The sequence below is a fragment of the Campylobacter concisus genome, assembly GCF_002912895.1.
GTDB lineage: Bacteria > Campylobacterota > Campylobacteria > Campylobacterales > Campylobacteraceae > Campylobacter_A > Campylobacter_A concisus_G.
The window spans coordinates 25,196-40,030 of record NZ_POZX01000062.1; the positions used below are offsets into that span (position 1 = coordinate 25,196).

At 37.2% G+C, this 14,835-nt stretch carries 7 protein-coding genes; 5 read left to right on the forward strand and 2 right to left on the reverse strand.

The window, feature by feature from the left end:
- Positions 1-51: 51 nt before the first annotated feature.
- Together CYP51_RS07255 and pbpC are read right to left on the reverse strand one after the other, a co-directional pair.
- Positions 52-5,172 carry an alpha-2-macroglobulin family protein gene (locus CYP51_RS07255; RefSeq protein WP_103624930.1) on the reverse strand — a complete coding sequence of 1,707 codons (5,121 nt, stop codon included), beginning with the start codon at positions 5,170-5,172 and terminating at the stop codon, positions 52-54.
- A 1-nt stretch (position 5,173) separates the two neighbouring features.
- A complete protein-coding gene (pbpC, locus tag CYP51_RS07260; protein ID WP_103624931.1) occupies positions 5,174-7,342 on the reverse strand; it encodes a penicillin-binding protein 1C in 2,169 nt (722 codons plus the stop codon).
- A 65-nt stretch (positions 7,343-7,407) separates the two neighbouring features.
- On the opposite strand from pbpC, the gene CYP51_RS07265 reads away from it, so the two are divergent.
- From CYP51_RS07265 to CYP51_RS07285, 5 genes are read left to right on the forward strand one after another with little or no spacing between them, the layout of a single operon-like run.
- Positions 7,408-9,441 (forward strand): ATP-dependent helicase, encoded by a 2,034-nt coding sequence (locus CYP51_RS07265; protein WP_103624932.1) that lies wholly within the window; start codon positions 7,408-7,410, stop codon positions 9,439-9,441.
- Between the two features lie 53 nt (positions 9,442-9,494).
- On the forward strand, positions 9,495-10,688 hold the full coding sequence (locus CYP51_RS07270; RefSeq protein ID WP_103624933.1) for an efflux RND transporter periplasmic adaptor subunit: 1,194 nt from the start codon (positions 9,495-9,497) through the stop codon (positions 10,686-10,688).
- Positions 10,689-12,617, forward strand: a complete 1,929-nt coding sequence (locus tag CYP51_RS07275) for a MacB family efflux pump subunit (protein WP_103624934.1) — start codon at positions 10,689-10,691, stop codon at positions 12,615-12,617.
- Between the two features lies 1 nt (position 12,618).
- Positions 12,619-13,965, forward strand: a complete 1,347-nt coding sequence (locus tag CYP51_RS07280; RefSeq protein WP_103624935.1) for a TolC family protein — start codon at positions 12,619-12,621, stop codon at positions 13,963-13,965.
- Between the two features lie 4 nt (positions 13,966-13,969).
- Positions 13,970-14,461, forward strand: coding sequence for a flagellar protein (locus CYP51_RS07285; RefSeq protein ID WP_103624936.1), 492 nt, complete (start codon positions 13,970-13,972; stop codon positions 14,459-14,461).
- The last annotated feature ends 374 nt before the right edge of the window (positions 14,462-14,835 follow it).

The following is a 14,835-nucleotide window of genomic DNA, read 5'->3' on the forward strand; positions in this document are numbered from 1 at the left end:
AAGTGGGGAAATATGGGCTTGGGGCGATTAAACGCCCCGGAGTTTAAATGGCTATTTGACGTTAAAGCTTCGCTGAGCTAGGTCGTAGTCGTTTTGCCTTTCGTTATACATATTTTCAGTTGTGACCGCACCAAGTGAGCATTTGCCGCCAAGTCTTACACGATAAGGTGTGTAAAGCACAGCCTCTCTCTTGTCACTATCTAATGCATAAAAACTTAAAACGCGATCATCTTTTATGCTCTGATATTCAAGCTCAATGCTATCTTTAAGACTCTTATTAAAGCCACTTAAATTTTCATTTATTGGCTCAAAGCAGCTACTTACTATCTCGTTTATTACACCATTTTTAACCATAGCTTTAGAATTTATCACTATTTTTGAATAGACAACATCATTTACTCTTAGGCTGTCAAGACCTAGCTCTTTGCCTTTTTCATCGACAAACGTTCTATAAATATCAAGCTCTTTTGGCTCTATTTTGTGCTTGATCTCAAGTGGCACGTAAGCGTAGCTTAAAATAGTGGCGTATAGCTTGTTTTCGCCAAGTGGTGTAATGGTGAAATTTCCATCTTTTGTTGTAAAAGATACGCTTAAAAGGCCATCAAATTCTTTACTTGAACCGTTGTAGGCAAGCTTAAATTTATTGTTTTTCTCGCCACTATCTTTGCCAAAGTAGGCGTTTAGCGCCCTAAGGGTAAATGCACGCTCCTGTGTTGAGCTTAGCTCATTTAAATTTGTGATCAAGAAATTTGCAAGATCATCTGAGTAGTCGTTTTTCTCAAAATATTTTGCGTGCAGATACAAGATAAATGCATTGTCTCTCATCTTTGAGCCAAAGCTAGAATAATCCCTGCTGTAATCAGCTATCTGAGCTTTTTTAATATCTTTTAGCGCCACCTTTGCTTCGTCATTTAAGCCGTTTAGCTTTAGAGCCGCTGCCATTAGATATTTATTAAGTGCAGTCGTATTGTAAGCTTTGTGGTCATAAATTTTATTTAGCACTGATTTGTCAGCAACATTTGCACGGGAGCTTACATAGATAGCATATAGAGCTTCAATATCTGTGTTTGTATATTTTAAGAGCGAATTTAATGCTCTTTGCTTTACATTTTTATTTAGCTCATATCCAGCCTCTTCAAGATCAAGCAGTACATCAGTTGCATAGATCGAAGCAAATGCATTAGTACTACCTAGATCGCTCCAGTAACCAAAGCTACCATCTGGTTTTTGCATCTTAATTAGCTCACTCATACCGCTTGCAATAAATCTCTTTTGATCATTTTTTTCAAGCTCATCTTTTGGCTTTAAATTTAAAAGTGCAAGCAACCTTGAGCTCCTTTGCTCCGCACATCCATAAGGATACTCGACTAAATTTTTAGAAGCTGCTAATAGCACGCTTGAAACCGAGCTTGACGCATCTATACCAACATTGTGAAAGCCTTTTGGAAGCGAGATCATGCTCTCTTTATCAAAGACGCTACTTCTTGCATAGGTGCTAATCGTATAAGGATTAACTACATCAAGTAAATTTTGAGCCGTTTTTGAGCTGTTTTTATCGCTTATTGTTATATTGTATTCGCCAGCTCCAGCTTCAAGAGCTGAAATTTTAAATGTAAAGGCTTTATTTTCAAGCGGCTTTAAATTCACATTTTCTTTTGTTTTGATGTTTAAATTTTTACTGCTAGCCACTTTTATGGTTAAATTTTTGTCCTCATTTGTTGTGTTTATGAGTCTTAAGTTCGCATTTAGCTCATCGCCTTTTAGCAGATAAACTAATGCACTTGGCTTAATAATCACATCATCTTTTACTAAAATTTCTTTATTTACAGCGTTCATACTATTTTCATTATTTGCCACGACATCTACTCTAATGGCAGAGTTAAAGCCATTTGGCGTTTTAAACTCGTATGAAATTTCACCATTATCGTCAGCTTGAAGGCTTACTAAATTTGCGTATGTTTTTATATTTTTACTATCGACCGGGCTAGCATGTTTTGCCATCTTTGCCTCCATGGCAAGTGCCGCCATATCGCCACCAAAGCTTAAAGTTTTGCCCTCGACCTTATAGTTTGTGAGCATATTATAAATGTCATAGTCAAAGACGCCATCTGGCAAAATTTTGTCAAAAAATTTAAGTGGATCAGCTGGCTTTTGTGACGTTATATCAAGCACGCCAACATCTGTGATAAATAAATTCACATAAGCTTTTGGCTTTGTTTTTAAAGAAATTTTTATATTTTCATCGCTTTTTGCCGTATTTGGTGCATCAAGACTTAGATCAAGTATCCTTGATGACTTATCAGCCTTAGCATAAACCTTACCGTAAGTCCTAAACGGAGTTAATCCACCATCTGTCATGCGGTAGATATTTGCACTCACGTAAAGTCCGCTAAAATCAAAATCAAGTTTAAATTTCACATTTGCTGAGTTGTTTTTTATCTTAACGACCTTGTAAGCTTTCACGCCACCATCTTCAAGCGTAACAAGTGCGATGCCTTCTTTTATAGCTGAGCTTATATCAGCACTTAGTTCATCACCTTTTTTGTAGATATTTTTATTTAGTTTGATTTGAGATTTACTAAGCTCTTTTGTAGGCGCTAGAGTCGAGTAGTTGTAGCCACTTACGTCCATATCAAGGCTTGTGCTTGCTCCACTTACTAGATTTGTAGCGATGATCACATATGAGCCACTTTGTGTAAATTTATAGCTAAACTCGCCATTGTCTTTATAAAAATTATCCACATCTTCTAGTGTTTGAAACCACTTTATATAGCCATTTGCATCTCTTTGGTATTGCCAAGTGACACGTTTTATATCAAATTTTAAATTTGATTTTACGGCCTTTTGACTTGACATATCTACTACAACCGTTCTGATTTTTACATCTTCGTTTGGTTCAGCAAATGTCGTGCTTGCTGCGATACCAACCATATCCTTGTAAGGATAGAGAGTAAAGCTTTTTGTGTCGCTTACGTTTTTGCCATCATCATTTACATTGAAATTTATCACGCCTGTTATGATAGAAGAGGCATTTTTAGTGCTAAAGCTAAGATCTATCATTTGACTTGATTTACCATCTTTTGAAAGAGTGAGATCATTCTCAAAAGATGGATAAGCACTTGGTTTTAGCGTATTGTTTTTAAATTTATAATCTTTAAACTCGCTATTTTTATATTCATCATCAAAAAAGCTCACCTGCATGCTGCCATCAAGCTCGCTAGCAGCGCCACCAAAGAGATAGTTACTGGCTAGATTGGCTCTAACAAGCTCATTTGCGAAAAATTTATCCCTCTCAAGCGTTATCTCATTTTTTATCCTATTTGGCATAAAACTCTCAACAAAAAATGGTACATTTGAGATCACTTTGCTTGCGTAAATTACTTGCATATTAAATCTACCGCTAAGATCACTTAGTATCTCTTTTTCAAAATTTACCATGCCAACGTCATTTGTATTTTTTGAAATTTCAGCACTACTTTTGCCTTGTGGATCGAAAAATTTTATCTTTATAGGCATATTTTTTAAAGGATTAAAATCTCTATCCCTTAGGTAGATTGCACCCTTTAAACTCTCATTTGGTCTTATGATATTTGAAGCAAAATGAACGTACGCATCGATACTCTCACTGGCATTTTGGCTCATAAATTTCGCTTCATTTAGCGCTTCGTCTTCTTTTAAAATAAGAAAATTTTGCTCTTTTCCAAGAGAGACAACCACTGAGGAGATATCTTTGTAAATATCTTTTTTATTGAATTTAAAAACACCTATATCATTTGTCGCACCAACTGCGATCTCTTCGTTCTTCTTGCCATAAATTTTCACATTTGCGTTTGGAAGCATTGTATTTTCGCCAAGACGATTTGCAAATACGAAAATTTCATCCTTGCCAAGCTTTGCATTTACGGCGATATCACTTAGATAGACTACTTTTGAGACGCTCTTATCCTTGCCGTAGTTTAAATTTATTTTATAAACGCCATCTCCAGCCCCAGCAAAGTCGAGTTTGATTTTATTTAGAGAAATTTCATTTAATGCGCCATCAAGCTTATAACTTTTGCTTGCTACTTTTGTACTGAAGTTGCTTAACTCTTCGTTATTGTCATTAAAATTTAAGAAATATCTAAAATTTTGATCGCTTAGCTTTTCAATGCTTATATTTAACTCAGGCAAATTTGCACTTCTGATACCGATTTCGCCAACACTTGAGATATATGGCTCATTATTTATAAAATTTGCAAACGGAGTGAAATTGCTAGCTACTACTTCATAGTTACTTTCTTCTCTTACTACATTTCTATCATCGCCAAAGCCTGGTTTAATGGTGATTTCATAACTATTTTGTGGCTTAAAATCGTCGCTTGTAATATCAATGTAGTAATAATACTCGCTAAGCTCTGAGTTTTCTTCATAGTTGTCACTATATTTAACGTCACTAATGCTAAAGTTTTTTACACCTTTAATGTTTATAAATTTTTTTAAGTTAATGTCGTCATCAAGCCAATTTTTTAGATAAATTCTAAAGCCCAAGATGCCATTATCAAGGCTTACTGGATAAATTTCAGGTATCTCAAGACTCTTTGCATTATCATTTATATTTACGCTTTCTTCGCTTATTTCATCGGCAAAATTTACTATCGTTTCACCTGAAAGCGTTGCTCCAAATTTGCTCTCAAATTTTTTACCAAAATCAAAAACTGGATTGCTTAAATTTTTATCAAGATTAAGCTCAAAGCTATTGTTAGAAAGCTCAATCACTTTAAATTTTGCATCTTTTACGGCAATATTTTTGATAGCTTCAATATTTACTTCATCATTAAATTTAAGTATATATTTACTATCGCTTATTTTTTCTATCTTTGTTAGCTCAAATTCTTTCGTGGCAAAACTAGCAGTGCTTCCATTTTCAAGCTTGCAGCCATAATCCAAACCAGCGTGCATATCTTTTGTAAAAAGCAGCAAGCTTTGACTATTAAATCTAACCGTACCATTTAATGCTGGTTGGCACAAAAGTAGCTTTTTATCACTTAGCATACCAACAAAATTTTTATCGACTTTATCTTCTAGTCCAAACTCTACGCTTAGGGGCGATTTTATCTGCGCAGTGCCATTTAGGCTCAAAGCATATAAATTTGTCATTCCCAAAAGTGCTAGAAGCGCTACTTTTTGCCACATTTTATCTCCTTATTTTTATTGTTATTTCACTTTGATTTGAGTTTTGATCAAGGCATTTTATACTGTGCTCGCCAAGAGTTAGATCAAACTTTTTTTCGCTTGCATTTTCTATCTTAGAAAAGTTCAAATCATCTATTTTTAGGTAAATTTCATCGCCTAAAAACGCGTAGCATTTTACCATAACTTGTGTAATATTTTCATCTGTCACTATCTCTTCATTGTCATACGGATAGGCAAAAACTGGCTTTTTATCTTTAAAAATTTCAGCACAAGGACTTTTTTGTATCTCTTCTTTATCCAAAAGCTCATTCTTAACCAAAAAATCAAGCTCTTCACCTCTTAAACTTTCGCATTTATCTTTTAAATCTACACCCTTTATCCTATCATCAAGCGCCATTTTTTTACACTTTTCATAGTTAAAGGCATCAAGGCAGGTTGGCAGCTTTTCTATGCCATCTGGCTCACTCATAAATCTTAATTTCTCTTTTTGAGCGATTATCTTAAACATATCAAAAAGACTCTTTGATACGTCATTTAGTCCTGTTAATTTATCAGTTTTACTGGCATTAAAATTTCCAATCCAAATAGCAATTGTGTAATTTTCATCAACACCTATGGCGTAAAGATCGCGTGAGTTTGCGCTTGTACCAGTTTTAAAAGCAATCTTTGGCGTATTTTGGGCGTACTGCCAAGCATTTTTTAGATACGATCTTGAGGCTTCGCTTAGCATTTTAGCGGTTAAATAAGCACTTTGAGGCGAGATGAGAGTTACATTATTCTCTTCATTTTTGTAGTTTTTGCCAGCAAACTCAAGCGGCCTATAAATGCCGTCATTTGCATAAATAGTATAAAGATGAGCAAGATCAAGCAGGCTCATTTCAGCACTTCCAAGCGTTATAGAAGCTCCATAATACTCTTTATCTTCATCTACTAAATTTACCTTTTCAAGTAGTTCGTAAAGCGAATTGTCTTTTAGTTTTAAGTTTAAATTTATAACCGGAATATTTAGGCTGAAATTTAGAGCATCTTTCGCGCTTACGATACCTAAAAAATCATTACTAAAATTCTTTGGGGCATACTCTTTTATATAAATTTGCGTATCAATTAACTGCGAATTTGGCGTGATAAGCCCACTATCAAGTGCTAGCGAATAAATAAAAGGCTTTAGCGTACTGCCGGTGTTTCGCTTCATATTTATGGCTGAGTTTTTGCCATCACGTGCGCGCTCATCGTGTGAGCCGATGAAGGCAACAACACTCATTTTTTTATTATCAATGACTACCGCAGCAGCGTTATTTGCATTTTTAGCCTTTAGCAAAAACATCGCATCTTTTAAAATTTTAAGCATATCTTTTTGTAAATTTAGATCCAAACTCGCCTTTGAAATTTGGTTTTTAAAAGCGACATTTGCATAATCTTCCGCGGTTACGATAGCTTTTGCTCTTACATTTTTAAATGGCTCAGCCTGCGCTCTTTTAAAAGCACTAAGATCTATTAGCTTTGCTTTGTAAAGCATCTTTATGACCCTGTTTTTTAGGGCGTTTATGTTTGAAACGCGGTCTAGTCTATTTTTGTTTGGATTTTTAGGGATCGTGCTTAAAAGTGCAGCCTGAGCGTAGCTAAGCTCGTTTAGTTCCTTGCCAAAGTAAAAAAAGCTAGCCGCCTTTACTCCCTCGATATTGCCGCCGTATGGGGCTAAATTTAGATAAAAATTTAAAATTTCATCCTTGCTAAAGTGAAGCTCGAGCTGAAATGCTCTAAAAATTTCTCTTATCTTGTTTTTATAGCTCCTCTCATTTGGTTCAAGCATCCTGGCCACTTGCATCGTGATAGTGCTAGCCCCTATGCGGTTATCGCTTCTTAGGTTGTGAAAAAATGCTCTAAAAATGGAGGCAAAATTTACCCCAAAATGGTAGTAAAAATACCTATCCTCAAAGAGTACGACGCATTGTTTTAGCGAGCTTGGGAAGCTTTGCTCGTGAAATCTCCAAATTCCATCGCTACTAAGCTTCATATTTATGATCTCGCCATTTTTATCAAGCAAAATTTTGGCTTCATCTTTTTTAAGCGCATCTAAATTTAGTGGATAAATTTGATCAAATATCAAAAAAATAGCGACCACTAAAGCCAAAAATAGGGCAAGGAATTTTAGAAATTTAAACTTTTTCATCCGCGTGATTATAGCTGTTAAAGTTTAAGTAGCTATAATTAGCCCTTTTTAAAAAAGAGGAAACAATGCCCTTATCTAGGTTAAACAAAGAACAATACACCGCCGCAACTGCGCCATTTGGACACAATCTCATCATCGCTTCAGCTGGCACTGGCAAGACTAGCACCATTGTCGCACGCATCGCTCATTTACTAAATTTAGGCGTTGCGCCAGAGAAAATTTTGCTTCTAACATTTACCAACAAAGCAGCCAGCGAGATGATCGAGCGCTTAAATAGATATTTTGACAAGGCCATAACCTCTAAAATTACCGCAGGCACCTTTCACTCGGTCTCATTTTCGCTTTTAAAAAGCCTTGATAAAGGCGTCACGCTAAAGCAGCCAAGCGAGCTAAAGACGCTTTTAAAAAGTCTTGTTGAGAGGCGCAAATTTTATCATTTAAGCGACGTCAAGCCTTATGGCGGGGCATATCTATACGACCTTTACTCGCTATTTCAAAACAGCGAACAAGGCACAACTTTTGGCAAATGGATAAGTGAGAAGAGCGAAGAGCAGGGCGTTTATGCTGAAATTTATGAAGATGTTTTAGAGGAGTTTGAGGCTGAAAAGGCTAAATTTTCTTACGCTGATTTTAACGACCTTCTTATTAAAATGCGCGACGAGCTAAAAAATGGGGCAAATTTAGTTTATGATGAAATTTTGATCGACGAGTATCAAGATACAAACACACTTCAAGGCAGCCTAATAGACGCATTTAAGACAAAGAGCCTCTTTTGCGTGGGCGATTTTGACCAGAGTATCTACGCATTTAACGGCGCAAACATCGAGATCATTGGCTCATTTAAAGATCGCTTCCCAAACGCAAACATCTACGCTTTAAATGTAAATTACCGCTCAAGCTCAAGCATACTTGCCCTTGCAAATAAGGTCATAAATAACAACCCAAGGCTTTATGAAAAGCACCTAACAGTTAGTCGCGAGGGAAATTTCAAGCCTCCAAGGCTGCTTGTCTATAACGAGCTTTTTGATCAGTATCAAAATATCGCCGACATCATCTCACTCTCGCCATTTAATAGAGAAAATATCGCCATAATTTTTAGAAATAACTCATCAGCTGATGGCATCGAGGTCGCGCTAAAAGAGCGAGGCATCGGCTCAAAGCGAAAGGGTGGGGTGAGCTTTTTTGAGAGCCGCGAGATCAAGGCACTCATCGATATCATGGGAATTTATGTCAATCCAAAAGATATAATGGCATTTATCCACATTTGCGAATACGCAAAGGGCGTTGGCAGCGCAGTTAGCAAAGAGATTTTTGACGCACTACTTAAGCTTGGGCATGGAAATTTGATAAAAGGGATAGTTGAGCCAGATGAGAGCGTAAATATCTCATCAAACAAAAGGCGAAACTATCAGCTGGGCCTTTTTGACGACCTTGACGAATTTGCCGAAGTTTCGAGGTTTTCTAAGCTTGGCTTTAGCGATAAATTTCTAGGTCATCCTGTACTAAAACTACAAAAGCTAAGCGAGAGTGGGGCGCAGTTTTTATATGAAATTTACAACTTTTTAAGAGGTATGAGAAATATCTCTAAGCCAGCCACGATGATAAATGAGATAAAAACTAGCAAAATTTACTCGTTAATCGTCGAAAACATCAGCACAAAAAGGGCAACTCTAAAAAATGGCAACGTCGATCTGGCGCTCAAAGAAGAGGTCAAAGAGCGCATAATGGCAAAGAGCGTGGTGCTAAGTGAGCTAGCTAAAAAATATCAAGATATCAGTAAATTTTACAACTTCTTAGCTCTTGGAAGCAACGAGATGAGCGAAGGGCAGGGCGTTAGCTTGCTTAGCGTGCATGCGAGCAAGGGGCTTGAGTTTGATCAAGTTTTCATCGTTGATCTCGCGCAAAATCGCTTTCCAAATTTAAAGCTAATGAGCATGGGTGGCAGCCTAGAAGAAGAGAGGCGCCTCTTTTACGTAGCAGTTACTAGAGCAAAAGACGAACTCTATCTTAGCTACGCAAAATACGACAAGATAAAGAAGGTGACCTACCAGCCAAGCAGGTTTTTGATAGAGGCTGGCATGGCAAAAGAGGAAGCCTAAAGAGTATTTACTATTGTGAAGTAGAATTTACCAATTTTTTACAAAGAGAAGCGATGAAAAAAACTAAAATTTTAATAATCCTACTTATTTTAGGCGTCGGTGGATATTTTATCTACGATAAATTTTTTAAGGTAAAAGACGAAAAGGTGGAGTTTATCACCAAAAAGGCAAAGAAGGGCTCATTTAGCAAGAAAGTCGATGCGACTGGAGAAATTTTCGCTACCGAGCTAATCGACGTGGGAGCTCAGGTGAGCGGTCAGATAAAAAAGCTCTACGTTAAGCTTGGAGATCAGATAAAAAAGGGCGATATGATCGCAAGTATCGATAGTTCGACCCAGCAAAATAGCATTGATAACAAAGAAGCTCAGCTTGCCATCTACAAAGCCCAGCTTGAAAGCGCAAAAGTAGCTCTAAATATCGCAAAAACGCAGTTTGATAGAGAAAATGCACTTTTTGCCAAAAACGCCACTTCAAAGCAAGAATTTGAAAGCGCAAAAAACACTTTTAGCGTAAACAGCGCAAAGATAAAGGAGCTTGAAGCGCAGATCAAGCAGACAAATATCGAGCTAAGTACCGCTAAGATAAATTTAGGCTATACAAAGATCACCGCACCAAGGGACGGCACCGTTGTAAGCGTGCAGGTTGAGGAGGGGCAAACCGTAAATGCCAACCAAACTACGCCAACTATCGTAAAGATCGCAGATCTAAGCTATGTCAAGATGAAGATGCAAATAGCTGAGGGCGACATCACAAAGATAAAGGTTGGCACGCCAGTTGAGTACTCGATCCTATCTGAGCCAACGAAAAAATTTCAAACAACGGTTAGCTCGATTGACCCTGGCTTAACAACATTAAGCGATGGTAGCTACGGCTCTAGCAGTAGTAGCAAATCTACAAGTTCAAGCACTTCAAGCAACTCAGCTGTTTATTATTACGCGCAAAGCATAGTTGAAAATAAAGATAAAATTTTAAGAATAGGCATGACCACGCAAAATGAGCTTTTAATAGCAAATGTAAAGGACGCTATCATCGTACCAAGTATTGGTATTAAAAAAGATGAAAACGGTACGTTTGTCTATGTTTTAAAAGATGGCAAAGCGGTAAAAACAGCGGTCAAAACTGGCATAAAAGACAACCTCGATACGCAGATCATCAGCGGTGTAAATGAGGACGATGAAATCATCACATCCCAAGGCTCATCAAGCGAGATCGCCAAGATGATCGAAAAAGAAAATAAGAAGTTTTAAGTGATAAGTCTAAAAAATATCACAAAAAGCTTTAAGCTTGGCGATAATGAGATAGAAATTCTTCATGGTATAAATTTAGAGATAAAAAAGGGCGAATTTATAGCCATTATCGGTCAGTCTGGCTCTGGCAAATCAACGCTTATGAACATCCTTGGCTGCCTTGATAGCCCAAGTGGCGGACGGTACTTGCTAGACGGCAAAGATATATCAAAATTTGATAGCGACGCACTTGCTAAGCTTAGACGAGATAAATTTGGCTTTATCTTTCAAAGATATAACCTTCTTAGCACGATGAACGCTCTTGAAAATGTCGCACTTCCTAGCATTTACGCAGGGGCAAATAAGAGCGACCGAGAAAAAAGAGGAATGGAGATATTAGACTCTCTTGGCCTTAGCGAAAAGGCTAAAAATTTACCAAATAAACTCTCAGGCGGACAACAGCAAAGGGTCTCCATAGCAAGGGCACTAATGAACGGTGGCGAGATTATCCTGGCTGACGAGCCAACTGGTGCGCTTGATAGCAAAAGTGGTCTTAGAGTGATGGAAATTTTAGTGGATCTTTACAAAAAAGGTCACACCATCATCATCGTCACACACGATCCAAAGATCGCCGAGTATGCGAGTCGTGTGATCGAGATAAAAGATGGCAATATCGTAAGTGATAATGTAAGAAATAGTGAAATTTTTGAGGCCAAAAAGCAAACTCAACCAGAAAAGAGCAAATTTACTTATTATAAAGATCAGCTAATTGAAAGCTTTAAAATGTCGGTAAATGCGATGCTAGCTCATAAATTAAGATCGCTTTTAACGATGCTTGGCATTATAATTGGCATCACAGCGGTAATTAGCGTCGTAGCTCTTGGCAAAGGCTCACAGGAGCAAATTTTAGCTGGCATCAGAAAGATCGGTACAAATACGATCGACATAATGCCAGGAAAAGGTTTTGGTGATATGCTCTCGGGCAGGGTAAAAACGCTCTCTATAAGTGACGCAAATATGCTCTCAAAGCAGTCGTTTCTTGACTCAGTCACTCCAAACACAAGCACTTCAGGCGTACTAACGTACGAAAATATCTCCTTAACAGCGACACTAAAGGGCGGTGGTGTAGGAAGCTTTGATGTAAATGGGTTAAAACTAGAAAAAGGAAGAATTTACGATGAGGACGAGGTTTTAAACTCAGATTCTGTCACATTAATAGATCAAAATACCAAAAACAGTATATTTAAAAACGAAGATCCTATTGGCAAGATCATACTTTTTAATAAAAAGCCACTTCGCATTATAGGCGTTTTGCAAAAAGATGAATTTAAAGTCGGCGATGCTAGCTCGCTTAAAATTTATGCTCCATATACGACTGTGATAAACAAGATAACGGGCGATAAATTTATTAGCTCAATAACCGTAAAAGTAAATGAAAGCGTAAATGCTCAAATTGCAGAAAAGAGCCTAACTGATCTTTTAACGATAAAACACGGCAAAAAAGACTTCTTTACAAGAAATTCTGATAGTATCAAGCAGACTATCGAAGAGACGATCTCAACCATGCGCCTTCTAATATCAAGTATCGCCGTGGTTTCGCTAGTAGTTGGTGGTATAGGCGTGATGAACATCATGCTAGTCTCAGTCACCGAACGTACCAAAGAGATAGGCATCAAAATGGCGATCGGAGCTAGGCAGAGCAACATCTTGCAGCAGTTTTTGATAGAGGCGGTGCTACTTTGCTTAATTGGCGGAGCTATTGGTATAGCATTTTCTTACGCGATCGGCTACATCTTTAACAACTTTTTAGATGGCTTTAGTATGATCTTTTCAAATGGTTCGATCGTGCTTGCACTTGTTACGTCGATGGCCATTGGCATCATCTTTGGCTACATGCCTGCCAAAAATGCCTCAAAACTAAATCCAATAGATGCGCTTTCAAGGGAGTAATATGAAATTTCTAAGCTTAGCTTTAGTGTTTGTTTTAAGCGGATGCGCTGTTAAAAATATAGATGAAAACTACAAACAAATTTTACTTGAAGATAATGCCAGCAGGGAGCTAAATTTAAACACTTCTTGGTGGAAAGAGTATCACCAAAGCTACCTTGATGAGCTTGTAGAGCTTGCGCTTAAAAACAATACCGACCTTGCAAAAGTAGCGATAAATGTAAATAAAGCGCTCGCTCAAGCTGGAATTTTGGAGGCAAATTTAATCCCAAGCTTTAACGTTGGCATTGAGGCATCAAGCAACAAAAATATAAAAGAGGGTGGTGCTTCTAGCAGAAATTTTGGCTCAAGCATAGGGCTTAGCTACGAGCTTGATCTTTGGCAAAAGCTAGCAAATAGCAAAGACGCAGCGATGTTTGAGGCTGAGGCTACTAAATTTGATCTGGAAGCTGGCAAGCTAAGTGTGATAAACTCAGTAGCAGACGCTTATTTTCAAATTTTATATCTAAACGAGAGCATTAAAACTTATGAGCAAATTTTAGAAATTTACAATGAACTAAATGAGATAGTCGGGCTTAAATTTGAGCTTGGCAAAGATGAGGCGTTAAGCCTAAAACAGATAAACTCACAGCAACTAAGCGCTCAAAATAAGATAGAAAGCACCAAAAAAGAGCTTGTGAGTGTTAAAAAAACGCTTAGGATTTTGCTAAATGAGAGGCCAGAATTTGAGCTTAAATTTGAAGGACTCACGCTAAGTCCTGTAAAAAAAGTGTGCGTTGATCTAGAAGTGCCAACAAGCGCCATAGCAAACCGGCCTGATCTAAGAGCGGCCATTTACCACATAGAAGAGGGCATCCTAAACTACAAAGCGAGCCAAAAAGAGTTTTATCCAAGCATCACGCTAGGAGCTAGCCTCAAAAGCAGCACCGACAAAAAAGACGAAGCGTTTAATCTTAAATTTCTTAATGGAAACATCGCTTTAAATTTGCCATTTTTAAACTACCACAAGCTAAAGTCAAATTTAAAGGTTAGCGAGGCAAATTTCGAGCTTGCAAAGCTAAACTACATAAGCACTCTAAATAGCGCTCTAAACGAGATAGATGCTTTTTATAAAGGCTACTTAAACGACGAAGCACTACTTGTTAACTACCAAGAGCAGATAAAAAACTACGAGGAAATTTCAAAAATTTACGAGCTAAAATACTCCTATGGCAAGGTCGAGCTAAAGCAGTTTTTGGAGGCTAAAAATAGCGAGTTAGAAGCCAAAATAGGGCTACTAAAGGCAAAATATATTCTCTTACAAGACGAGCTAAATATCTACAAAGCCATGGCAGGCAAATTTAATAGGTAAATTTATGAGCTCGGCTTGGGACTATGAGGCAAATGCGTGTAGCAGTGATGGCAAATTTAGCGCCAAATTTGAAGGCTGTGAGGTCGCTATGGGCGCTCCAACCCTTGGCGAGCTACGACTTTTTATAAATAGCAAGCACTGTCTAAAATTAAAAAATGAGCCTTCAAACCACGAAAAAAGACTATCAAATTTTGAACAAAATTTAGTTAAAGATGACGATGCGCTCCAAATTTTACTTAGCGAAAGGGCGACTGCTTGCTTTTTGTTTTCAGAGGACTCTAAATTTCTAGCTTTTTCTGAATGGACGGCAGATAAAATGCAGATCGTAAAGGTAGTGCACCTAGCCGATATGAGCATAAAAACTGATAATAGGCGCAAAAGAGTAGTGGAATTTCTCTCATTTGATGATGGCTTGCTTGAAATTTTAGACTCGCCGATCTTTATGCCCAAAAACTACACACTGGATATCCGCACACTTTTTGACGATAAAATTTAATTCTTGAGCGAGCGCTTTATGTACATTTATCGCAGTTTTTGCAAGGTTAGTGCTCTGCACTTAAAAGCAAGAACCACAAACTACAAAGATAGCTCTTGCTCACTTTTTCAAAATAGGGTAGATCAAATTTTAAGTTATATATAAGATAAATACAAATTTCACATTTTTTGAAAAGTGTAAAATTTAACTAATTTTCTTACAAATATTTTTATGTCAAATTTAATGGATAAATTAAAATCATACAAAAGATAAAATCCAAAATAAGCCTATAAACCAATATTTAAATTCATCTAAAAGAAAAAATAAGAAAACTAAAATAACAATTTGAAAATTATAGTTTTCAATACAAATATATAAAAAAGCTTGTATTTTAC

Excerpts from the sequence above, each read along its gene's own strand:
- CYP51_RS07265 (WP_103624932.1), top strand. The coding sequence starts at position 7,408 with ATGCCCTTATCTAGGTTAAACAAAGAACAATACACCGCCGCAACTGCG.
- pbpC (WP_103624931.1), bottom strand. The coding sequence starts at position 7,342 with ATGAAAAAGTTTAAATTTCTAAAATTCCTTGCCCTATTTTTGGCTTTA.
- CYP51_RS07285 (WP_103624936.1), top strand. The coding sequence starts at position 13,970 with ATGAGCTCGGCTTGGGACTATGAGGCAAATGCGTGTAGCAGTGATGGC.
- CYP51_RS07255 (WP_103624930.1), bottom strand. The coding sequence starts at position 5,172 with ATGTGGCAAAAAGTAGCGCTTCTAGCACTTTTGGGAATGACAAATTTA.
- CYP51_RS07270 (WP_103624933.1), top strand. The coding sequence starts at position 9,495 with ATGAAAAAAACTAAAATTTTAATAATCCTACTTATTTTAGGCGTCGGT.
- CYP51_RS07280 (WP_103624935.1), top strand. The coding sequence starts at position 12,619 with ATGAAATTTCTAAGCTTAGCTTTAGTGTTTGTTTTAAGCGGATGCGCT.